General features: G+C 68.9%; 20 protein-coding genes. 12 read left to right on the forward strand and 8 right to left on the reverse strand.

The features are described 5' to 3' along the window. The first annotated feature begins 1 nt into the window (after position 1). Genes BJY22_RS23820 through BJY22_RS23830 form a run of 3 tightly spaced genes read left to right on the forward strand, consistent with a single transcriptional unit; the run spans position 2 to position 3,665 of the window. Entirely contained in the window at positions 2-661 is a 660-nt protein-coding gene (locus BJY22_RS23820) for a hypothetical protein (protein WP_167210274.1), read from the forward strand. After that, positions 661-2,151 carry a proton-conducting transporter transmembrane domain-containing protein gene (locus tag BJY22_RS23825; RefSeq protein WP_167210276.1) on the forward strand — a complete coding sequence of 497 codons (1,491 nt, stop codon included), beginning with the start codon at positions 661-663 and terminating at the stop codon, positions 2,149-2,151. The genes BJY22_RS23820 and BJY22_RS23825 overlap by 1 nt, the downstream gene beginning before the upstream one ends. Continuing rightward, a complete protein-coding gene (locus BJY22_RS23830; RefSeq protein ID WP_167210278.1) occupies positions 2,148-3,665 on the forward strand; it encodes a hydrogenase large subunit in 1,518 nt (505 codons plus the stop codon). Before BJY22_RS23825 ends, BJY22_RS23830 begins: the two co-directional genes overlap by 4 nt. Positions 3,666-3,693: 28 nt before the next feature. Here BJY22_RS23830 and BJY22_RS23835 read toward each other — a convergent pair whose 3' ends face one another. After that, a complete protein-coding gene (locus tag BJY22_RS23835) occupies positions 3,694-4,053 on the reverse strand; it encodes a metalloregulator ArsR/SmtB family transcription factor (RefSeq protein WP_167210280.1) in 360 nt (119 codons plus the stop codon). A 79-nt stretch (positions 4,054-4,132) separates the two neighbouring features. Between BJY22_RS23835 and BJY22_RS23840 the strand changes: the two genes are divergently transcribed. From BJY22_RS23840 to BJY22_RS23865, 6 genes are all read left to right on the forward strand, one after another. After that, the gene (locus BJY22_RS23840) at positions 4,133-4,807 is read left to right on the forward strand and encodes a CBS domain-containing protein (RefSeq protein ID WP_167210282.1); all 675 of its coding nucleotides are present in this window, start codon (positions 4,133-4,135) and stop codon (positions 4,805-4,807) included. Positions 4,808-4,823: 16 nt separating this feature from the next. After that, positions 4,824-5,318, forward strand: a complete 495-nt coding sequence (locus tag BJY22_RS23845; protein ID WP_167210284.1) for a universal stress protein — start codon at positions 4,824-4,826, stop codon at positions 5,316-5,318. 107 nt (positions 5,319-5,425) lie between these two features. Then, positions 5,426-6,322: a patatin-like phospholipase family protein gene (locus tag BJY22_RS23850; protein ID WP_167210286.1), complete on the forward strand. Its 897-nt coding sequence runs from the start codon at positions 5,426-5,428 to the stop codon at positions 6,320-6,322. Continuing rightward, on the forward strand, positions 6,319-7,542 hold the full coding sequence (locus tag BJY22_RS23855; RefSeq protein ID WP_167210288.1) for a macrolide family glycosyltransferase: 1,224 nt from the start codon (positions 6,319-6,321) through the stop codon (positions 7,540-7,542). The genes BJY22_RS23850 and BJY22_RS23855 overlap by 4 nt, the downstream gene beginning before the upstream one ends. Before the next feature lie 3 nt (positions 7,543-7,545). Further along, positions 7,546-8,028, forward strand: a complete 483-nt coding sequence (locus tag BJY22_RS23860) for a hypothetical protein (RefSeq protein ID WP_167210290.1) — start codon at positions 7,546-7,548, stop codon at positions 8,026-8,028. Beyond that, a complete protein-coding gene (locus tag BJY22_RS23865) occupies positions 8,025-8,972 on the forward strand; it encodes a hypothetical protein (protein ID WP_167210292.1) in 948 nt (315 codons plus the stop codon). The genes BJY22_RS23860 and BJY22_RS23865 overlap by 4 nt, the downstream gene beginning before the upstream one ends. 19 nt (positions 8,973-8,991) lie before the next feature. Here BJY22_RS23865 and BJY22_RS23870 read toward each other — a convergent pair whose 3' ends face one another. The 3 genes from BJY22_RS23870 to BJY22_RS23880 all read right to left on the reverse strand — a co-directional run bounded on the left by BJY22_RS23870 (position 8,992) and on the right by BJY22_RS23880 (position 10,981). Next, complete coding sequence (locus BJY22_RS23870) at positions 8,992-9,888, reverse strand: GTP-binding protein LepA (protein WP_238350443.1); 897 nt, start codon at positions 9,886-9,888, stop codon at positions 8,992-8,994. Positions 9,889-10,012: 124 nt separating this feature from the next. Further along, positions 10,013-10,354, reverse strand: coding sequence for a DUF2200 domain-containing protein (locus tag BJY22_RS23875; RefSeq protein WP_167210294.1), 342 nt, complete (start codon positions 10,352-10,354; stop codon positions 10,013-10,015). A gap of 204 nt (positions 10,355-10,558) precedes the next feature. Further along, the gene (locus BJY22_RS23880; RefSeq protein WP_238350444.1) at positions 10,559-10,981 is read right to left on the reverse strand and encodes a PPOX class F420-dependent oxidoreductase; all 423 of its coding nucleotides are present in this window, start codon (positions 10,979-10,981) and stop codon (positions 10,559-10,561) included. 1,832 nt (positions 10,982-12,813) lie between these two features. Here BJY22_RS23880 and BJY22_RS23885 point away from each other — a divergent pair. Together BJY22_RS23885 and BJY22_RS23890 are read left to right on the forward strand one after the other, a co-directional pair. Beyond that, positions 12,814-12,978 (forward strand): hypothetical protein, encoded by a 165-nt coding sequence (locus BJY22_RS23885; protein ID WP_167210296.1) that lies wholly within the window; start codon positions 12,814-12,816, stop codon positions 12,976-12,978. Positions 12,979-13,212: 234 nt separating this feature from the next. After that, positions 13,213-13,938 carry a GAF and ANTAR domain-containing protein gene (locus BJY22_RS23890; protein WP_167210297.1) on the forward strand — a complete coding sequence of 242 codons (726 nt, stop codon included), beginning with the start codon at positions 13,213-13,215 and terminating at the stop codon, positions 13,936-13,938. A gap of 27 nt (positions 13,939-13,965) precedes the next feature. Here the strand turns inward: BJY22_RS23890 and BJY22_RS23895 are convergent, their stop codons facing one another. After that, positions 13,966-14,658: a GAF and ANTAR domain-containing protein gene (locus BJY22_RS23895; protein WP_167210299.1), complete on the reverse strand. Its 693-nt coding sequence runs from the start codon at positions 14,656-14,658 to the stop codon at positions 13,966-13,968. A gap of 497 nt (positions 14,659-15,155) precedes the next feature. On the opposite strand from BJY22_RS23895, the gene BJY22_RS23900 reads away from it, so the two are divergent. After that, positions 15,156-16,070 carry an SDR family NAD(P)-dependent oxidoreductase gene (locus BJY22_RS23900; protein ID WP_167210301.1) on the forward strand — a complete coding sequence of 305 codons (915 nt, stop codon included), beginning with the start codon at positions 15,156-15,158 and terminating at the stop codon, positions 16,068-16,070. On the opposite strand, the gene BJY22_RS23905 is transcribed toward BJY22_RS23900, so the two are convergent. The 3 genes from BJY22_RS23905 to BJY22_RS23915 form a co-directional block, all read right to left on the reverse strand. Beyond that, entirely contained in the window at positions 16,008-16,790 is a 783-nt protein-coding gene (locus BJY22_RS23905; protein ID WP_167210303.1) for a lysophospholipid acyltransferase family protein, read from the reverse strand. The two genes, BJY22_RS23900 and BJY22_RS23905, sit on opposite strands and share 63 nt — an antisense overlap. Before the next feature lie 93 nt (positions 16,791-16,883). Continuing rightward, positions 16,884-19,646, reverse strand: a complete 2,763-nt coding sequence (locus BJY22_RS23910; protein ID WP_167210305.1) for an AAA family ATPase — start codon at positions 19,644-19,646, stop codon at positions 16,884-16,886. A 61-nt stretch (positions 19,647-19,707) separates the two neighbouring features. Beyond that, the gene (locus BJY22_RS23915) at positions 19,708-20,334 is read right to left on the reverse strand and encodes a sigma-70 family RNA polymerase sigma factor (protein ID WP_167210307.1); all 627 of its coding nucleotides are present in this window, start codon (positions 20,332-20,334) and stop codon (positions 19,708-19,710) included. Between the last annotated feature and the right edge of the window lie 68 nt (positions 20,335-20,402).

Genomic DNA, 20,402 nt, shown 5'->3' on the forward strand with positions numbered 1-20,402 from the left:
CATGACGACTCAATGGCTGTACCTCATCTGCGGCGGGCTGCTGCTGTCGTCGGTGATGGTTCTGTGGCGACGTGAGCTGTCCGCGATCGTCCGGCTGCTCGTGCTGCAGGGCGTCCTGCTCGGCGCGTTGGCCGGCGTCCTCGACGTACGGCTGGAAAGCGCCGAGCTCGGCGTGGTCGCGGTGGGCGTCCTTGCGTTGAAGGCGATCGTGGTGCCGGGCATCCTTCGCCGCGTCCTGCGCGACAGTGCACAGGACTGGGGTGAGGCCCGCGAAACCGAGCCGCTCACCAATGTGCCGGCTTCGATCGTCGCGGCGGCGTTGCTGACCTTGCTCGCGTACGCCGCCGCTCGCCCTCTCGTACGGCTCTCGCCCACCGCCGAGACGCACGCGGTGCCGGTCGGACTGGCGATGGTGCTGATCGGATTCTTCGTGCTGGTGACGCGCCGCCGGGCGTTGTCCCAGATCGTCGGGTTCCTGCTGCTCGACAACGGGATCGCCACGACCGCGTTCCTGATCACCGGCGGCGTCCCCGGGATCGTCGAGCTCGCCGTCTCGCTCGACGTGCTGCTGGTCGTGCTCGTGCTGCAGGTCCTGACCGCACGGCTGCGTACGACCTTCGGCGGCACGGACATCGACGAACTCCGGGAGTTGCACGACTGATGAGTCTCACCGGTGTGCCGGCCGCGCTCCTCGTGGCCGCGCCGATCGTCGCCCCGCTGGCCGCGTCCGCGGGCGCGGCGAAGCTCGGGTGGCGGCGATCTGTCGCCATCGGAACCGTCGCGGCAGCGCTGGCAGTACTCGCCGTGGGCGCGGGTACGACGGTGTGGACCGCCGGAGGTGGTGCGGTCGAGGCTGGGAACTGGTTCCGGATCGACGCCCTGTCCGGCGTGATGCTGATCGTCATCGGCGCGGTGGGCGGCGTGGCGGCCTGGGTCGGGATCGGGTACCTGGACGACGAGCTCGCGACCGGTCGTACCACCGCGAACCGCGCCCGGTGGTACGGAACCCTCGTTCCGCTGTTCCTGGCCGCGATGGTCGTCGCTGTGCTGGCCAACAACCTCGGTCTGCTGTGGGCCGCGATCGAAGCCACGACGATCGTCACCGCGTTCCTCGTCGGGCACGGTCGATCGCGGAAGTCGCTGGAGGCGACGTGGAAGTACGTGATCATCTGCTCGGTCGGCATCGCCCTCGCGTATCTGGGGACGGTGCTGGTCAACTACGCGGCCACGCAGGCCGGCGTCGTCGAGCACGGGACCCTCGACTGGACCGAGCTCGTCGCGCACGCGGGTGATCTCGACCCGGGCGTGATGCGGCTCGCGTTCGCGCTGCTCGTGCTGGGCTTCGGGACGAAGGCAGGTCTGGTGCCGCTGCACAGTTGGCTGCCCGACGCGCACAGTCAGGCACCGGCACCGGTGTCCGCGTTGATGTCCGGCGTGCTCCTGCCTGTCGCGGTGTACGCACTGGCCCGGTATCGGGTCATCGCGGTGGCCAGTGTCGATCCCAGCTTCGTGCGCGGCCTCCTGCTCGCGATGGCGCTGATGTCCTTGGTGCTGGCGGCCGGGCTCCTTCTCGCGCAGCGCGACTACAAGCGGCTCCTCGCCTACTCGAGCATCGAACACATGGCGCTCGCAGTGATCGGTGTGGCGATCGGTACGCCGTTGGCGATCGCGGCGGCGCTACTGCACATCGTCGGTCACGGCCTCGGGAAGGCGGTGCTGTTCTGTGGCGCGGGGGAGATTCTCGCGCGCGAACGCAGTACCCGCATCGACGCCGTCCGGGGCTTGTTCGGGCGTACGCCGCTGCTCGCCGGACTGTTCGCAACGGGTCTGGTCGCACTGTTGGGGCTACCGCCCTTCAGCCTGTTCGCGAGCGAGGTCGGTCTCGTCCGTGCTGGGGTCGACGCCGAGCTGGGATGGGTGATGGCGGTCGTGCTCGTCCTGCTGCTGGTCGTTTTCATCGCGATCAGCACCAAAGCGGCAGGGATCCTGCTCGGCTCGGGGCCACCGGAACCCGCCGCCGTCGGGGCGCTGCGGACCTCGACCGTGGTGCCGTTGGCGGCGGGGCTCGTCGTGGTCGCCGTGCTCGGGATCGTCGACTGGCCGCTCGGCGCGCTGCTGCTGGCCGCCGCGGAGATCGTGGGTACCCGATGAGCCCGGACGTCAGAACGTACCCGAACCGCCGCCAGTCGACCGTCACCGCGGCCTCTCTCGCGAAGCGCGCGACGGAACTGCTGAACAGGGGCTTCCGGCTGGCACTGATCTCCGGCCACGACGATCCCGACGGCCTCCGCGTGGTGTACCTGTTTGTTGCCGGGCAACCCGACCGCAGGGTCGAACTCGTGCTGACGACGAGCCGGTCCGAGCCGCGGATCCCCAGCTTGGCCGCGGTGTCGTTCCCGGCCGGGCGGTTCGAACGCGAGTTGCACGATCTGTTCGGGATCGAGGTCACGGATCATCCGTCGCCGCGGCGGCTGGTGCTGCACCAGCACTGGCCTGAGGGCTGGTTCCCGATGCGCCGCGACGCGGGGGAGCCGGCGGAGTACGGCGGGTTCGGCGACGTCGACGTGCCGTACCCGTTCCTGACCGTCGACGGCGCGGGGGTGTACGAGATCCCGGTCGGGCCGATCCACGCCGGGCTGATCGAGCCGGGCCATTTCCGGTTCTCCGTCGTGGGCGAGACGATCCTCAAGCTCAAGGCACGGCTGTGGTTCGTGCACAAAGGCATCGAGAAACTTGCCGAGGGCAAAGTCATCGCCGACGTGCTGCCGCTGGCCGAGCGCGTGTCGGGCGACTCGGCGGTCGGTCACGCGCTCGCGTTCTGCGTGGCGGTCGAGGAGGCCCGCGACTGGGCGGTGCCGCCGGAGACACAGGTGGTGCGGGCGATTCTGCTGGAGCTTGAACGGCTCTACAACCACGTCACCGACATCGGGGCCCTGTGCAACGACGTCGGGTACGGCATCGCGAACGCGCACGCGCAGCGCATCCGCGAACAGCTGCTACGGCTGAACAAGGACGTGAGCGGGCACCGGCTTCTCCGCGGCGCGGTCGCGCCAGGTGCCGTTCGCGTCCGTTCGCTTCCTGCGGCGGGGCTGCTCACGGCGATCGCCGCGGACGTCCAGGAGATCGTCGACATCGCGCTCGGCAACAGCGTCGTACGTGATCGGATGACCGGTACCGCCGTACTGCCGCCGGCCCAGGCGCACGACATCGGGACCCTCGGGTACGTCGCCCGCGCCAGCGGACTCGACCACGACGCCCGCCGTGACCATCCGTTCACGCCGCGGACCGCCGGGGTCGTCGCGTTGGCTCACACCACCGGGGACGTACTGTCGCGGCTGCTCACCCGCGTCGACGAGATCCACGCCTCCGTCGCGTTGATCATCGAACTGCTGGCCACCCGGCCGCCCTGGAGCGCCGAGACCGCCAAGCCCAGCTGGCTCGCAGCCGGCCGGTCGTCCGGCGTCGGCCTGGTCGAGGGCTGGCGCGGCACCATCGCCCACCGCGTCGAGTTCGCTCCGGACGGCACGGTCTCGCGGCTGAAGATCGTCGACCCGTCGTTCTTCAACTGGCCGGCGCTCCCGGTCGCGCTCGCCGACACGATCGTCCCGGACTTCCCCTTGGCCAACAAGAGCTTCAACCTCTCCTACGCAGGCAACGACCTCTGAGGCGCCGCTGCCCTCCGCGCGAAGCGGCTCAGGACGGCGGGCGGGGTGCGGCGGGTTGGCCTACTGGTTCGCGGAGGTTCTCGAGGAGATCGATCTGGTCGTTGATGAGGCCGGTGAGGATGCGGCGCGCGACCGCCAGCAGCTCGGCGACCTCGGGGCTCGCGGGGGAGTAGATGACGTTCGAACCCTCTTTGCGGGTCGTGACCAGTCCGGCACGGCGGAGTACCGCGAGGTGCTGCGACAGATTGGACGCCTCGATCCCCACGTCGGGCAGCATCTCGGCGACCGAGTGGTCCCGCTGGCTCAACAGCTCGAGCACGCGGATGCGCGCAGGATGAGCGAGCGTCTTGAAGAACTCCGCCTTCCGCTCGTACAGAGGCGTGTGCACCGCGCCCGCCTCCTCACTGTCGAGCTCTTACCAATCAATCCAAGACTTGATAATCTTAGCAAGTCCGAAGAGGTGGGAGATGGCCGAACCCGTCGTCGGGGCGGTGATGATCCGGTCGCCGGTCACCGTGCCTTCCGGCGCCCCGCTGAAGCAGGTCGCATGCGCTCTGCTCACGGCCGACGCGTGTGCCGTCCCGGTCCTCGCCGCGAGGACGCCGATCGGTGTCATCTCGGAGTACGACATCCTGGCGAACCTCGAGTTCCACGGCGGGATCGATCCGCTGCCGATCCTGGGCGCCGGTGCGGCGCGGCGGCGCAGGCGGCAGGCCCGGGCGACCTGTGCGCGTGAGCTGATGAGTTCGCCGGCGCCGCTGATTCGTGAGAACGCGCCGATCGGTGTGGCGGTCCGTCGGCTGTCCGATCCCGCGCGGGCGGCGCTGTGTGTGGTGAACGAGCGGCTCGAACTGACCGGGCTGCTGACCAGGCGCGAGCTGCTCGCGATCTACCGGCGTACCGATGCCGAGCTCGCCGCCGAGGTTCGGCGCGCTTTGGAGCCGGGTCGTTCCCGGCCGGCCCGTGATCGCGCGACGCCGGCCGTTCTGGTCCTCGGTGGCGTCGTGACGCTGGACGGTGAGCTCGCGTATCGCAGCCAGGTCGAGCACGCGGGGTTCGCCGCATCCCGGGTCGCCGGCGTCGTCGCCGTACACAACAACCTCAGGTACGACGTCGACGACCTCCTCGTCACCGGCTTCTAACGTTCGGAGGTACATCGTGACTGGCGTGATCGTGTGTGGTGTGGACGGATCGGCCGCCGGACAGCGTGCGGTCGAGTGGGCGTACGACGAGGCGCGGCGCCGGTCGTGCCGGCTGCGTGCAGTCACCGTCTGGTCGTGGGACGGGCCCGAATACGGGCAGCTGATCGGCGGTCCGGAGGAGGCCCGGCAACGCGCAGTCGACATCCAGGACGAGGTCCTGGCGAAGGTCGTCGGTGACAGCCGGGAGCCGGAGGTCGAGAAGGTGGTCGTGGACGGCCGACCGAGCGACCAGCTGTGCCAGGCTGCTCGGGACGCGGACCTGCTGGTCGTCGGCAGCCATGGTCACGGCGCGTTCCATGACGCTTTGGTCGGCTCGACCAGCGTGCATGTCATCCGCCACGCCCCGTGTCCAGTGGTGCTGCTACCCGACCAGAGCAGGCGTGCCGGCAAACCCAAGGCGGCGAAGTCACGCCGGGTGCACAGCCCCGAGGGCGGCCTCCCGATGTTCTGAACCCGGCAACCAGCCTCGCGGCTCCGTCCATGTCACAAAATCGCCAGGCGCCCGGTCTTGGTTTGTAGGTGGGCCGAGCGACGGGTCGAGAGGTGAGTGATGCGGACATGACGTGTCTTGGCCTGGACGAACTCCCGCGTCCGGTGGCCGCGGTCCTGGGCGGCGGTGGAGTGCTGGGCGCGGCACATGTCGGAGTCGGGTACGCGCTGGAACGCCGTGGTTTCGTCCCGGATCTGATCGTCGGTACGTCGGTCGGCGCGCTGACCGGGGCCATCGCTGCCGCCCATCCGAAGTCGGCTGCTGCGTGGCTGGACGACGTGTGGACCCACCTGCGCCGTCGTGAGGTGTTTCCGTTCGGCTACCTGTCCTCGCGAGCGAGTCTCTTCTCCGATCGGGGCCTGCGCCGGCTGATCGCGCGAGCCGAGCTGCCGACGCGGATCGAGGAGCTGGCGGTCCCGTTCACCGCGGTCGCGATGGACCTGGCAACCGGTGCGGAGGTACGACTGGACCGCGGGGATCTGGAGTCCGCCCTGCTGGCGAGTTCGGCAATTCCCGGGGCCTTGCCACCCGTCGTCCGGGAGGGGCGCACGCTCGTCGACGGCGGGCTGATCGCCTATGTCCCGGTGCGGGCGGCCGAAGCGGCGGGGGCAGCGAGCGTGCTGGTGCTCTCGACCGGTCCGGCGAGTTGGCCGTTGCCGCCGATCACACCGCGCCAACGCGCCGGGGCGATCGCATCGAGGGCCGCCGTACTGCAGGTGCACCATCAGATCGAGTCCGACCTGCGCGACGTCTCCCAACGCGTGCCCACCGTCGTACTGCCGACGGGCGTCGACAAGTGGCCCGCCCCGTGGGACTTCGGTCATTCGCAGCGACTGATCAGCACCGCCTCCGTCACCGCGGAGCGCTTTCTGGACCGGCTCCGCATCGCCGGCGCGGGGCTGTATCGAGCCGAGGCGCGCGCCACGAGCCACGACGCTCACGTCGAGGAGAGGGTCAACCGATGAGCACGATCTCGTTCCTCAACATCGCCATGCACGGACGCGTCAACCCGACGCTGCCGATCGTCGCCGAGCTCGTCCGCCGCGGCCACACGGTCAGCTATCACACCTCGCCCGCGTTCGGGCCCGAGGTCGAGGCCGCCGGCGCGACGGTCCGCTTGTACGTCGGCGGGGATCAGCCGCTGCCCGATCCGCCGACGCCGCTGTCGTTGCTGGACGGGCTCGCGAGCACCGCCGTACGCGTGCTGCCGACCGTACTCGCGGAGCTGCGCGACCTCCAGCCGGACCTGATCGTCCACGACTCCGCCTGTCCGTGGGGTGCGGTGGCCGCTCGCGAGCTCGGGGTGCCGGCGGTGTCGTCGTTCACGACGTTCGCGTTCAACCGGCAGATCCCGAGTCCCACACGGATGTCGAAGGACTTGCTGCTGGTTGCGGCGGCGCAGCCCGGAAACGTCAGGGGCTACCTTCGAGCCCGCAGGGAACTGCGCCGCCGCTTCGATGTCGGGGCAGTGCCACTGGTTGACCTCGGCAACATTCGTCAACCGCTCAATCTCGTGTACACGTCGTCGGCGTTCCAGCCCGGCGCCGGCGAGTTCGATCGGTCCTACCGGTTCGTCGGCCCGAGCATCGGCGCACGTCCGGCCGACGCGTCGTTCCCGCTCGACTGGCTGCGCGACCCGGTGCTGTACGTCTCGCTCGGCACGGTGTTCAAAGCGGATCCACGCTTGCTGCGCAGCTTGGCGATTGCCCTCAGTCCGCTCGGCGGCACTGTGGTCGTGGCGACCGGACAGACCGATCCGTCAGCGCTGGCTCCGTTGCCGGCCAACGTTCTGGTGCGCCAGTCGGTGCCTCAACCGGACGTGCTGGCGCGTGCGTCGCTGTTCGTGACCCATGGCGGGATGAACAGTGTCAACGAGGCCCTGTACGCCGGTGTCCCGATGCTCGTCGTTCCGCAGGGCGCCGATCAGCCGATGGTGGCAGGTCGCGTCGCCGAGCTCGGAGCCGGACTGTCCATCCGTACCGAGGAGGTCGGCGCGGGATCCGTAAAACCGCTCGCACGGCAGCTCCTCGACGACCCGCGGTTCCGTACGGCGGCCCGCACGCTGCGGGCTGCCCAGCGTGAAGCAGGCGGGTATCGACGTGCCGCCGATGAGCTGGAGATCTCGTTGGAGGCTGCCGGCTCGCTCGATCGACCGGCTCGCGTTGATCCGACACAGCGAGGCTGACCGATGCCGCTTGTCATTGTGCTGGTGATGATCGCCGGTCTGTCGGAGGCTGCCGGCCGGGTCCTTCCTCTGGTGTCACGCAGGCCTGGGATGTCGCGGCCTGTGGTGGTCGGGCTGCTACTGACGGGCACCCTTGTCGAGAGTGCGGTCATCGCGTCGTGGCCGTGGGCCGCCTGGACACTCGCGGGGCTTTTGCCGTCGACGCCTGACGCGGACAGGTTGCTCTGGACACCCTCGCTGATCGCTCCGCTGGTGCTTGCCGGTGTCATCGCGTTCCCGTGGCTCGGGCCGCTGCTCCACTTCGTGCTGCTCACCGTAGTAGGTGCGGCTCTGGCCGGTGAGCTCGCGTCCGCGAGTGGGATCGCGTGGGGCGTTGCCGCGGGGTGCGTCGCCGTCGCCGGGTTCGGCCTTGCGCTCGCTGTTGACGTCGTACGACGTCTGGTCGCGAGGATCCTCGCCATCGGAGTACTGGAGCCGGCCGTATGAACATCGTCCTGCTGTGCGTGGGTGGTCTCGGGTTGGCGCTGATCGTCGAAGGTTTGCTGGCCAGGTACGAGCTACTTGCCTACAGCGTCGGTTGGCGATCTCCGACAACCAACCTTCCGGAGGGGCTGCCTTATGCGCGAGGCGCGGCGCCTGATCGTCCACCGGCGGCGTACCTGGTCTACCTCGACGGCATCGGGAAACGGCAGTTCCGCGACACTCGGGACGGCGGCCAGCTCGTTCAGGCCGTGATCGCCGGGGCGCCGGAGCTGAGGGTGCTGGGGCAGGTACAGCCGTACTCGCCGCTGGCTGATCCACTCGCCGGCCGGCCGGTGTGGGCGTGGCTGCGTCGTCGAGCGGGGCTGTTGCTGTTCCTGCACAACGTCATGCAGACGTTCGTCGCGGCCGACCGGCGATACCGGCCGCTGTACAACCGGGCCGTCGGCAACCAGATCGTCGTACAGCTGCGGCTTGCCGGATATCAGGCGGACAGCAACATCCCGGTCGTCCTGCTCAGCTACAGCGGCGGCGCCCAGGTCGCGACCGGCGCGGTCGACGAACTCCACCGCCAGTTGCACGCTCCCGTTCTGGTGATCATGCTCGGGGCGTTCCACAATGGCGCGAACGATCTGAGCCGTGCGCAGCACGTGGACCTCCTCACCAGTGCGAACGACCGGATCGAGCGGGTCGGAGCCTGGATCTTCCCCCAGCGGTGGCGCTTGCTCTGGCGCAGCGGGTGGAACCGTGCGGTCCGCGCCGGGAAGGTCAGCGTTCACCGGCTCGATCCGGCGACCCACGTCGGGCCGCGAAGCTACATCAGCCCGACCGCCATGCTTCCCGACGGCCGGAGTTATCTCGCCCGCACTGCCGGGCTGGTGATCGAGCTCGTACGCGCGTACGTCGATGCCCGCAGTGGTGAACGGGCGTCGGTGGCCGAGGAGCGCTGAGCGCAGGCGTCGTACTGCGTCAGGTGTCGGTACGGGCGATGGACAGGGCGATCGCGTCCTTGAGGGCGGCGAGGATGTAGTCAGGCACTTGCAAACCTTGCTGCCGGGCCCACAGGAGCTCGCGTTCCACCAGGCTCACCTGTTTGGCGATCTCGAGCAGGTCGCGGTCGAAGTCGAGTGCGCGGGCGACGTCGCCGAAGTCCGCTCGCTGCTGACGGTTGTTGGTGCCGACGAGCGAGAAGGTTCGGCGGCGCAGGATCCGTGCGAGGTGGAGTTGCCAGTCGCGCAGACCTTCCTGGTGGACGAGGGCCTCGGCGGACAAGCGGTAGAACGCGAAGTGTCCGGGCTCCTGGCGTCTGATCGGCGCGATGACGGTTTCCGCGATGGCGTGCTCACCGAGCTCGGCGAGTCCTTCGATCAGACGCGAGTACGCGATCACGGCCGACCGCTCGGTGGCCGCGCCGGTCAGGTAGTAGAGCAGCCGGATGACGCCGGGCATGCCGGGTAGCTGGGAGAGCAGTCCGGCCACCCGCATCTTCGCCCCGAGCCGCAGATCGACCTCCGGCGGCGCCATCCCGAACCCTTGCTGGACCGCGTCGAGAAGGATGCCGTGCTGCAACTCCTGCGGCGACCACACATCCTCGTAGAAGAACCTGTCCGTGTCGGTGGCGTCGGGCATCAGGGCACGTAGCTCGAGCACGTTCCGCTCGACCTCGAGCTCGACGCGGCTCAGGTAGGTGAACACCCCGCCGTACCGCCGGCGGACGAGACCAGGATTCCTGATCGTCAGATCGGCGGAATCGAGCGACAGCGGCGGATGTTCCTCGGCGAACTGCTCGACGAAGCGGCGGAGTCCGGCTGGGGACAGCCGCCTGGGTACGGCGCTCTGCCCGGCGGGCTGGTGCACTTGGGTCATCGTGTCCACTCCTTCAGACGCGCCGGCACCCGCGGTTGCCCACCGCAACGAAGTACCTCGGCTGGTGAACCGTCAACAAGAAGACCGGGCATCTGCCCGGTCTGTGACGGTCCCCGCCGATCGGCTACGCGCGCAGGATCTTGTCCATCGACTTGCCCTTGGCGAGTTCGTCGACGAGCTTGTCCAGGTAACGGATCTTCTGCATCAGCGGGTCGTCGATGCTCTCGACACGCACGCCGCAGACGACACCGGTGATCGACGACGCCCGCGGATTGAGGTGCGCATCGGCGAAGAAGTCCTCGAACGTCGTCTCTGCGGCGAGATGCTGCTTCAACGCGGCGGCGTCGAATCCGGTCAGCCACTCGATCACCTGATCGAGCTCGGCCTTCGTGCGCCCCTTCTTCTCGACCTTCGTCACGTAGTGGGGGTACACGGAAGCGAAACTGACGGTGAAGATCCGGCTCATCCTCCAACGCTAACTCAGCCGGCGTTCCCGCGTCTCGCACCTCGAGATCGGGCATCGAATGTCTACTGGACGAATAGACTTTGGTCGTGACCCTGTCCGTACCCGGCAGGGTCACACCACCAGCAGGATCGTGGTCCCGCCCTGACGAACGGATGCCACCACGATGCCGACGTCGAGAGCAGAAGTTGTCGCTGTCCGGCCCTGTCAGCCGAGGCCGGATCGGGCGATGACATTGGTGATGCTGATGCGTACTGCGGTGAAACCCGCCTGCACGAACGATTCAGCGAAGTCATCCGCCGGCTGGGAGGGGTAGTAGCGGCGTCCGATGCCGGCGGCGACCTGTCTGATCTGGTCCGGCTCGGCCGACACCAGTGCCTCTCCTTCGATGGTGACGAAGCTGTAGGGCTGCTGGTCATCACTGACGCAGACCGCGATGCGCTGATCGCGAGCGAGGCTCTGCTCCTTGACGCTGCCGGGCGACAAGGCGAACGCAACCTCGTCACCGTCGAGAACAAAACACACAGGCGTGACATGAGGCCGCCCATCCGGGCGTACGACTGCGATATGGGCGAGCCTGGTACCCGCCGCGACAAAGTCCCGCCATTCGTCGTCGGTCATCACTGTCATCGAAATCTCCTTGTCCGGTATGACCCGACATTAGAGCCGCATTCACATCGCCAAAAGCGATTGATTCCGATCAATTCAATCGCCATCAACAATGGCTCCGTCCTTTCGATCAGATCCGCGCACACGCCCCCTGGCCTCGTACCTCCTTCCGTGCACGCATCACCTGCCAGCACGTCGGCCGCCAGCGCCCCATCAAACTCCTGCCGATGCCCCTCAACCGACACGCAGGGACGCCGCACGCGGACGGTGCACGCGGACGGTGCGTGGGGATGGTGCGTGGGGAAGAGGCCGGACGCGGACGCCGGACGTCGCGCGGTGTGACTCGGCGCGTGAGGAGCTCGAGGTAGGGCGGGCGGTCGTGGTTGAGCCGAGGGTACCAACGGACAGACGTATACGGCCGCCGCTGTGGACCGCGCACGGGGCAGTCGGCTGGGGCGCCGGGCAGGAGGCGTATACCTCCTGTCGGCCGGCACCATCTCGGCGCCGACAGTCGGCATTCGGTCCCGCATCGCCGCCCGGCCACTACGTCGAGCACAGGCGGGCGGGTTACCCCCTCGCGCCGGGCTCTCTGCTGTTACACGAGGGGAGAGCCCTGAATGCGGGGGGATGACCGCCCGGTTGCGCGGCGGGCGGGTCCTTGTCCGCTGACTGAGCGGCATTGGTGTTGACCCTGGTGCAAGTCACGCGTGCGGGGCGAACCGACGGACGAGCGCGGTGTCGGGTGAGTCTTGTGTTGGTGGCTTGTGGGTCGGCGGGTGATTGCCTGGGGGTACCGGTTGGGTAGGTGTTGTGTGGGAGGAGCGGAATGCCATGAACGATGCACTCTTGATCTCGATCGGTGTACTGGCCTGCTTGGCTGCCGGGCGGGTTTGGCTTGGTTACCGGCTTGGTGAGCTGAGGCATGCCAGGAGGCGGGTTCGGTCACGGTGAGCCGGAGTTCGACCTGCGGCTGAGAGACAAACTGCGGAGGTGCCAGGCGTCTGTTGGTTATCAGCGTGCCTGGCACCTCCGCCGTCTCCCAGTTGGGGTCAGCCGTCCTCCGAAATCCCGGCGACCCCGTGCCCGGCGGTACCCAGCCGGGACCGCTTCTACGCACGTCGGCTCGAGTAACCAGACCGCCGGGTGCGACGCACGTCGAATAGGTGCCGGTGGCAACCAGAGTCCTGTCTGCACATAGTCGCAGTACGACGCCGCAGCCGCCGCGGAGCAACCACTTGCTCTCCAGGGCGCGCTGCGTTAGCACGGCGGACCCCTGGGTACTGAATGACAAGCGGCCGGATCTCTGCCCCCGAGACCGGGTCGCGCAGGCGGTCTCAGGCGCTCCCCACGCCGGGACCGCCTCTTTACGGGAGATCCCAGTGCGGGCGGTCCAACTCAGTGAGCTTGTACGCCGGGCTCGGTCAAGTACGCCGTAGTGCAAACAGACCTCGGCACCCGGAGGGCAGGATGATGGGTGGACCGCCGGTCGAACGAGGTCCGCGCCCCGCGCTGTACCAGGCAGTTGGCTGCTGAACGTCGTCGCGCGACGGGGCGCACCTTCGTCGTCCGCCAGCGCTGAGATGGGGTCGCGGACGGCTCGGTCCATGCAGTCGGCAGTCGGGAGCCGGCCGAGCCGGCCGAGCCGGCCGAGGCGGCCGAGAGGGTGCTCGCTGTGGTGCCGCGGGTGCGTTGGTCGGCGAATGCGGCACGGTGACAGTCATCCGATCCGCCCGTACGTTGAGCCCTTGTGCGGCGACAGGTTCCAGGTAGGGGCTGACGGCAACTAGCGTTGGGTGGAGACCGCTGGCGAACCGTCGACGCGGACGGGATGTCGGTGTTGGGGGCGATCGGCGGTGCAGTTCTCGGACGATGAGGTCACCACGCGCGGCCAGCTTGGACAGGTGGTCGACGGCCTGCTCGCGGGACTGAGCGCCGGTTTCGAGAGCGGTACCGAACCCCGCCCGGCGGGTCGCAGCTTCCGCGTCGGGCGGCGCTGGGGTGGGGTCCGGACGGTCTGACGCTGTACATGTCCCGTCCTTCGCGGACTCGGCGGAGCGGTCGTCGGCTGCTTGATGGCCGCCGGCTGACCTGACGACCAGGGTCGGAGGTCGGCGACTCGGTGGTCGTTGTTGTTCGGTCAGCTGTTTGGCGGCTGCGCCGCGCCGCTCACTTGGGCCGGCGGCGGTATTCTGAAAGGGCCGGTGATCATCTGTTTTCAGCAGTGGGCTGAGGCGTCTTCGGTTTTCGACTGGATGGCTCCTGCTGTGCCGGGGCCGGAGCGGACCGCGGACGTGGAGTTTGCCGAGCTTGCTGTTGTGATGGCGAGGGTGTCGGAGTCCTTGCATTTCCCGATGGACGTGAACGACGCGTTGGATTCGATCACCGCCGGCGTCGTGGCCGCGGTTCCCGGGATCGACTTCGCGAGCATCTCGATCACGAGCAAGGACGGGCGGATCGAGACGCTCGCTCCGAGTGACGAGGCCGCGGTCCGGGTGGACAAGCTGCAGTACGAGCTGGGCGAAGGGCCGTGCTTGCAGGCGGTCCTGGCGGACCCGGTGGTACGGGTCGACGACGTCGCGACGGATCCGCGGTGGCCGGCGTACGGGCCGCGCGCCGCGGAGCTGGGTGTCGGTTCGCAGCTGGCCTTTCAGTTCCGCGCGGAGCCGCATGTGCGGGGCGGCGTAAACATGTATGCGACCAAGCCACACCAGCTCACGCTGGAGACATGCCAGCTAGGCGGCTTGTTCGCGAACCTGGCCGCGGTTGCACTCGGCTGGAGCCGGCAGGACGAAACGATGAACGAGGCACTTCGGACCCGGAACCTGATCGGTCAGGCGATTGGGATCGTCATGGAGCGCTACCGGCTGACCTCCGATCGGGCGTTCGCGTTCCTCGTCCGAACCTCCCAGCAGGGCAACCTCAAGCTGTACGACGTTGCCGCCGGTGTGGTGGCCGACGCCAACGCGAAGGCAGGGTAGGCCACCAGCACTTCAGCGGGCGGCCTCTCAGCTGGGCAGACGGCGGGTGTCGACCAGTTGCTGCGCGACGGTGTGCAGCTTGGTGTTCGTGTGTTGCGAGTAGCGCCGCAGTACTTCGAAGGCCTGGTCGCCGTCGAGGTCGTACCGTTCCATGAGGATCCCCATCGCGAGCCCGACCAGCTTGCGTGCGTCGACCGCGCGCGCGAGATCCTCCACCTTCCGGCTGGAGCTGATCGCGACGGTGGCGTGCCGCGCGATGATGCGCCCGATCGGTTCGGCGTCGACGTCGCTGAACGCGTGCGGCTTGGCGCCGTACAGCGACAGCACTCCCACACTGTTTTCCCCGGCAAGCATCGGTATGTGCAGGACGCTACCGACCTCGCAGGCGACCGCCTCGGCCTGCCATTGCGGCCAGTCCGTGGCGAGCGCGACGTCGGCCACGTAGACGGTGTGTCCGCCGGCCAGCCCGTCGAGGGCCGGCCCGGCTCCGTTCTCGATCTGCCACCGGTACATGCGCTCCACGCGGGCGTCGGTGACAGCGCCGATGACCAGTGCGCCGTCCGGCTGGGCCAACAGCACTCCGGCGTAGTCACATCCGACCATCGGCACCGCCGACCGGACGACCGTCTCGACGGTCTCGTCCAGATTCGGCGCGGCGTGAAGTTCCAGCGCGAGCTCGGCAAATACCTCAGCCCGTGTCGTACCAAGCGTCTCCGGCATGTCGACTCCAACCGAACAGCAGGTGCTGACCACCCACGCTGCCGGAGTGCTGCACATGATTATCATGCCGCTACCCGGAGTTCAACAAGCAATTGGCTCGGTGGCCCGCGAAGTGGACGGCGCGGGCTTCAGCCACCGGAGCCAGGAGACCGAGGGGACGGTGAAGGCGGTCGCGCGGGCTGCGGTCTCAACCCGCGCGACCTGGGCGAATTTCAGGTCCGGACCTGACCTCCGCCTGTCTGGGGTGTTGACACCCCCGGCTCGGCGTCAGTGCGGGGACATGCCTTCGGTCGTACTCCACGTTCTGCGGTGCCCGCGCACCGGCGCTCGTAACCTTCCATCTGGTCTGCGGTGTGTCCCTCCGTGCCTCGGCCCTGATTGCGTCGCCCGGGCACGGGTACTCGAATCACGTACGTCTCCGACCGGTGTTCTTCTCGCACAGCTCAACCGGTCGGAGACGTCACGTCTGCCAGGCACAGCGCTAGTAGCATGCCGACGTGGCGGCTTGGGGCGATGACGACATCCAGGATCAGGACGGACGCACAGTCGTGGTCACTGGGGCGAACTCGGGATTGGGCCTGCGTGCGGCGACGGTGCTGGCGGCCAAGGGCGCACGGGTGGTCCTGGCCTGTCGGTCCCGGCAGCGCGGCGAACGAGCCGCGGCGGCGGTCGGCGGCGAGCTCGTCGTACTGGACCTCTCCGACCTGGATTCGGTGCGGACCGCGGCGGCGGACATCCGGGACCGCACCGGCGGGCGGGTCGACCTGCTGCTCAACAACGCGGGCATCCCGGCCGGCCGGTTGCGGCGCAACGCCGCGGGACACGAGTCGATCTTCGCCACCAACTACCTAGGGCATGCCGCGCTGACCTGGCTGCTGATGCCGGCGCTGCGTGCCGGGGACTCGGCCCGGGTCGTCACCGTGTCCAGCATCGCCCATCGCGGCAAGGGATTCGACGTGGAGGACCCCGGCTTCGAGCACCGGCGGTTCCGGATGGCTCACGCCTACTCGCAGTCCAAGCTGGCTGGGCTGATGTTCGCGCTGGAGCTGGACGAACGACTGCGGGCCGACGACTCGCCGGTGCTCAGCGTGGCGGCGCACCCCGGGTTCACCGGCACGGAGGTCGGCGCCGCGGGCGCCCGCAACCAAGGGCTCGGCGCAATCGCGGGACCGCTCAACGCGCTGACGAAAGCGCTGTCCCAGTCCGTGCCTGAGGGAACCTTGCCGGTGCTGTACGCAGCGACCGCGCCCGGCGTACAGAGCGGTGACTACTACGGCCCGCGGAAGTTCGGCGAGTTCTTCGGAGGGGTCGGCCCGGCCCGGATCGATCCGCGAGCACAGGATGAGAAGCTACGCGCGCGACTGTGGGACCGCACCGCCGAGCTGACCGGCGTCCGCCCGGACCCCGCCTGACGCCCTTCGATGTCGAGGGCGGCGAGGTGGGCCGGGGAGTGACCGGCCCGTCAGGTGTTTGGCTTCGTCGAGTTGTCGCAGCAGGTGGGCGTGCAGGACGGCGCGGTTGTGTTCGACCTGGAGTCTCGTTCGGGGCCAGCGGACCCGGTTCACTGCCAGCGGCTCGCCGAACACGACGTCGATGACAGCGCCGGAAGCGGGCACGGCACTTCGGGCACTCCCTGGATCGCGCGTGCCGAAGAACGCGACGGGTACGACCGGGGCGCCGGTAACCATCGCCAGGTACGCCGCACCGGGCCGGACCGTACGCAGTTCGCCGTCTCCGCGGATACCTTCCGGGAAGATGCCGACCGCATGTCCCTCGCTCAGTGCGCGTACGCACGCCTTGACTGCGGCGGGGTCGTAATGGAAGCGATCCAGGGGAATCTGTCCCGCGGCCCGGAGCAGCGTGCCCAGCGGTCCGACGAACATCTCGGCCTTGGTCACAATGTGCGCCGGCCTCGGTGCGAACGCGGCGAGAATCGGTCCGTCGAGTACGCCGAGATGGTTGGCGGCGAAGATGACGGGGCCTTCTGCCGGCACGTTCGCCGTACCGTGGAGCCTCACGCCGTACCGCTGCTCGACGAACGCGCGCAACCATCGTCGGCCGCGATACAGAAGCCACGTGGGAGGGTGGGGGACAGCACGCTCGAGGTGGAGCCGGCTGCTGATCGTGTTCATGGCGTCGTCTCCGCCCTGGTGTCTGCCGGGCGGAGGGAGTCCGCCGTGGTCATCCACTAAGTCCGTACGACCAGTTGCGCTGTGACAGTCCCGCTAGGCAGAGGTCGCGGCGCCTCCGAGCATCGTGCGGATCTGCCGGCGGGATGCGATGCCGAGTTTGGAGAACACCTTGCGGAGGTGCCAGTCGACCGTGTGCGGGCTGATGAACAACCGCGCGCCGATCTCGGAGTTCGTGAGACCCTCGGCGGCGAGCCGGGCGATCTGCGCTTCCTGGGCAGTGAGCTCTGCGTGCGTCGAGACCACGCGTTTGCGCACGGTGGCGCCGGTCGCTTGCAGCTCGCGGTGCGCGCGCTCCGCGAACGACTCGGCCCCGAACTGGCCGAGCATCTCGTAGGCGAGGCCCAGTTGGGCGCGGGCGTCGGCCCTGCGATTCTCCCGACGCAGCCACTCGCCGTAGCACAGCCGGAATCGGGCGAGATCCATCTGGATCTCGGTGGCGTCGAGTCGGCCGATCGCCTCGAGATAGAGCTCGTCGGCCACCCGCCCTTCGCTGACCAGCGCTCGTGCGTTGGCAGCATGTCCGAGCGCCCAGTCGGTGCCGGTGGCCCGAGCCATGTTGCTGATCACCTGCACTGCCTCGGCGGCGTCGGATGGGCGGCCGAGCCGTGCCGCCGCCTCGACGAGCTCGACCAGCGCGTAGATCGAGAGTCCGAGTTCCTCGGGGTTCTCGCTGCCACGCTGTGCGGCCGCGAACGCCTCCTCGTACCGGCCGAGACCGTTGTAGAGCACGGCGGCCGCCCATTGGGTGTCGGCCATCACCTTCGCGTGCCCACGGACCGAACGGAGTGCCCGCGTGATCGCCTCGATCGCTCCCAGCGTCGGGGCTTCCCGGCCCCGCCAGGGTTCGAGGAACAACGCGCCGTAGTGCGGCCAGAAGCTGCTCCGGGTCGCCTCGCCGACCGCCGCCACTTCCACAGCCAAGGAGTCCGCGCCGGCGAGATCACCGACACGGACCCGATTGCACAGCCGAAGGAGTAGCCCCGGCGCCAGCACACTCAAGGCTCCCGCATCACGCCCGGCGTCCACCAGCATTGCCGTGAGGACGGACCAGCTGTCGAAGTCCCACACGTCGGTGGCCAGGCGGCACGCGAGCTGGAGCCAACCGAGGCCGGCGTCCCGGGGGACACCCTCGGTCCGGAAGGCGGTCAGTGTTTGGATCAGCCTTTCCGCGCCGACCTGATACCCGTCCGTGACGACTCGCGAGAGGCCGTCCAGGAGCAGTACCTCGTGGGTAGGCGTACTCGGCTTCGGCGCCGCGAGAATCGCCTCGGCAACATGTCTGGGGAGTCCTCCAGCGCTGAGCGCCGTGATGACTGCGTCCCGGTAGGTCTCGTGGGCGAGCGCCGGATCGAGCTGCTCGAGCCGCCCGGCGGCGTCGAGCAGCAGCGGCAAGGCTGCGGTCACACCTCTGGTGAGGGCCAGGATGCGGCCGCGCAGCAGGGTCAACTGTGCGGTGCTGAGGTCGTCCAGCGGGCTCAGCTCCGCTATGCCTGCAAGCCCGAGCGCGGCGTCGAACGCCCCGGCCTGGTACTTGGCATTCGCCGCTGCGAGTACCCTCGGCCCCCGCCCTGCGGCGTCGGGCGTCAGCTCGGCGGCCCGCTCGAGAAAGGCCGCCGCGGCGGCGAGTCCGCCACGGGCAAGGGCGCGGTCCGCAGTGCGCTCCAGCTCGGCGCTCACTGCCTCGTCAGGTCCGGCCGTCGCGAGGGCCAGGTGCCACGCCCTCCGATCGGGATCCCGTTCCGGATCGGTCGCGTCCGCCAGCGCCTGGTGAACCGTACGGCGGTCCTCCTGGTCCGCGGCGTGATAGGCCGCCGAACGCACGAGCGGGTGCCGGAAACTCACCCGGCCTCCGAGGGTCAGCAACCCGGAAGCCTCGGCGTCATCCGAGGCAGCGTCCACAGCGACCCCGAGCTGCGTTGCGGCGCGCCGCAACAGGCCGATGTCTCCGGTCGGCTCGGCCGCCGCGGTGACCAGCAGTAGCCGGGTCTCGGTGGAAAGCGATTGAAAGCGTCGCAGGAAGCCTTGCTCGAGCCGGCTCGGCAACGCGCTCGCGTCGGAACGCATGAACCCGGCCGCCATCTCCGCCGCGGTCAGTCCGTGCGGGAGCTCGAGCAGGGCCAGCGGATTACCGTGGGCCTCCGCGATGATCCTGTCGCGCACCCGCCTGTCCAGCCGGCCACCGACGACAGACTCGAGCAGTACTCGCGACTCCGGCTCGGACAGCCCGGTCAGGTGCAGCTCGGGGAGGCCGGCCAGAGCCGGACCGGAGTCGGGTTCGCGGACGGCGAAGACGAGCACGACCGATTCGGCGTGCAGACGGCGGGCGACGAACTCGAAGGTCTGGGCCGACGCCTGATCGAGCCACTGGGCGTCGTCGACCAAGCAAACGAGCGGTTGGCTGTCTCCGGCCTGGGCGAGCAGGCCGAGTGCGGCGAGGCAAACGAGGAATCTGCTCGGGACGTCGCCGCTGTGGAGGCCGAACGCTGTGGCGAGTGCGTCGCGCTGTGGTGCGGGGAGGTGGTCGAGGCCGGTGAGCAGTGGGGTGCAGAGCTGGTGCAGACCGGCGTACGAGAGCTCCATCTCCGACTGGACGCCGGCAGCCCTGAGGACGCGGCATCCGGTGGACCGCTCGAGGAGGTAGCTGAGCAGCGCGGTCTTGCCGATTCCAGCCCCTCCACGGATGACCAGGGCCGCGCTGCGCCCGGCCCTCGCCCCCACCAACAGGTCATCGAGGACCGAGCGCTCCTCTCGCCGGCCCAGGAGCCCGGTGGGTGAACCGCCTCGAACCGCAGCCACGCGTGGACGATAACCCGACCGACGCGCGGAAAGGTAGAAGTTCGGCGCCGAACCGCGAGGCTCAGCCGGCGAGGTCGGCGGCCAGGAGCTCTTCGAGGTCCGTGACGTCACCTGCTCGGGATGCGTGGAGGAAGGTCTCCAGGAAGTGTTGCGAGGCCGCCGCGCTGACGGTCGTGCGATGGCCAGTGCCGGTACGGCGACGCGCACGGCTGACCAACTGCCTGGTGTTCGCGGCACCGAGATGAAGGAAGTCCGCGAGCTGTCCGTACGGATAGTCGAACGCCTCCCGCAGGACCAGCGCGGCGCGTTCTCTCGGGGTGAGGCGCTCCATGATGATTTGTACCGCCTGCTCGACGGCTTCGCTGCGTTCGGCCAACGACGCGGGGTCGTCGCTCGCATCGGTCGCCACCGGTACTGCGGGCGTCATGAACGTCTCGTGGCGCCGCCGGGCGGACTGCTTGACGTTGAGAGCGAGCCGGACGGCCATCGTCACCAGGAGCGCCTGCGGCTCCACGACGACCGTCCGGTCCGTCTTCTGCCAGCGCAGCCAGACCTCCTGTACGACGTCCTCGGCCTCGCTCGTGCTGGCGAGGATCCGGTACGCGATCGCCATCAACCGTGATCGCACGCTCACGAAGATCGCGAGTGCCTCCTCGTCCCATCCCTGCTCCGACATCTCGGCGTTCACGGCCCGGCTCCTTCCGCTCCGACCCTCCGTCCGCACTGCCTGCTCTCACGGTGCGACGGCCGGCCGCC

The organism is Kribbella shirazensis, assembly GCF_011761605.1.
GTDB lineage: Bacteria > Actinomycetota > Actinomycetes > Propionibacteriales > Kribbellaceae > Kribbella > Kribbella shirazensis.

Coding starts and splice junctions, on each gene's coding strand:
- BJY22_RS23905 (WP_167210303.1), bottom strand. CDS start 16,790: ATGAACACGATCAGCAGCCGGCTCCACCTCGAGCGTGCTGTCCCCCAC.
- BJY22_RS23895 (WP_167210299.1), bottom strand. CDS start 14,658: ATGCCGGAGACGCTTGGTACGACACGGGCTGAGGTATTTGCCGAGCTC.
- BJY22_RS23855 (WP_167210288.1), top strand. CDS start 6,319: ATGAGCACGATCTCGTTCCTCAACATCGCCATGCACGGACGCGTCAAC.
- BJY22_RS23825 (WP_167210276.1), top strand. CDS start 661: ATGAGTCTCACCGGTGTGCCGGCCGCGCTCCTCGTGGCCGCGCCGATC.
- BJY22_RS23865 (WP_167210292.1), top strand. CDS start 8,025: ATGAACATCGTCCTGCTGTGCGTGGGTGGTCTCGGGTTGGCGCTGATC.
- BJY22_RS23850 (WP_167210286.1), top strand. CDS start 5,426: ATGACGTGTCTTGGCCTGGACGAACTCCCGCGTCCGGTGGCCGCGGTC.
- BJY22_RS23860 (WP_167210290.1), top strand. CDS start 7,546: ATGCCGCTTGTCATTGTGCTGGTGATGATCGCCGGTCTGTCGGAGGCT.
- BJY22_RS23875 (WP_167210294.1), bottom strand. CDS start 10,354: ATGAGCCGGATCTTCACCGTCAGTTTCGCTTCCGTGTACCCCCACTAC.
- BJY22_RS23820 (WP_167210274.1), top strand. CDS start 2: ATGACGACTCAATGGCTGTACCTCATCTGCGGCGGGCTGCTGCTGTCG.
- BJY22_RS23890 (WP_167210297.1), top strand. CDS start 13,213: ATGGCTCCTGCTGTGCCGGGGCCGGAGCGGACCGCGGACGTGGAGTTT.
- BJY22_RS23840 (WP_167210282.1), top strand. CDS start 4,133: ATGGCCGAACCCGTCGTCGGGGCGGTGATGATCCGGTCGCCGGTCACC.
- BJY22_RS23870 (WP_238350443.1), bottom strand. CDS start 9,888: ATGACCCAAGTGCACCAGCCCGCCGGGCAGAGCGCCGTACCCAGGCGG.
- BJY22_RS23880 (WP_238350444.1), bottom strand. CDS start 10,981: ATGACAGTGATGACCGACGACGAATGGCGGGACTTTGTCGCGGCGGGT.
- BJY22_RS23830 (WP_167210278.1), top strand. CDS start 2,148: ATGAGCCCGGACGTCAGAACGTACCCGAACCGCCGCCAGTCGACCGTC.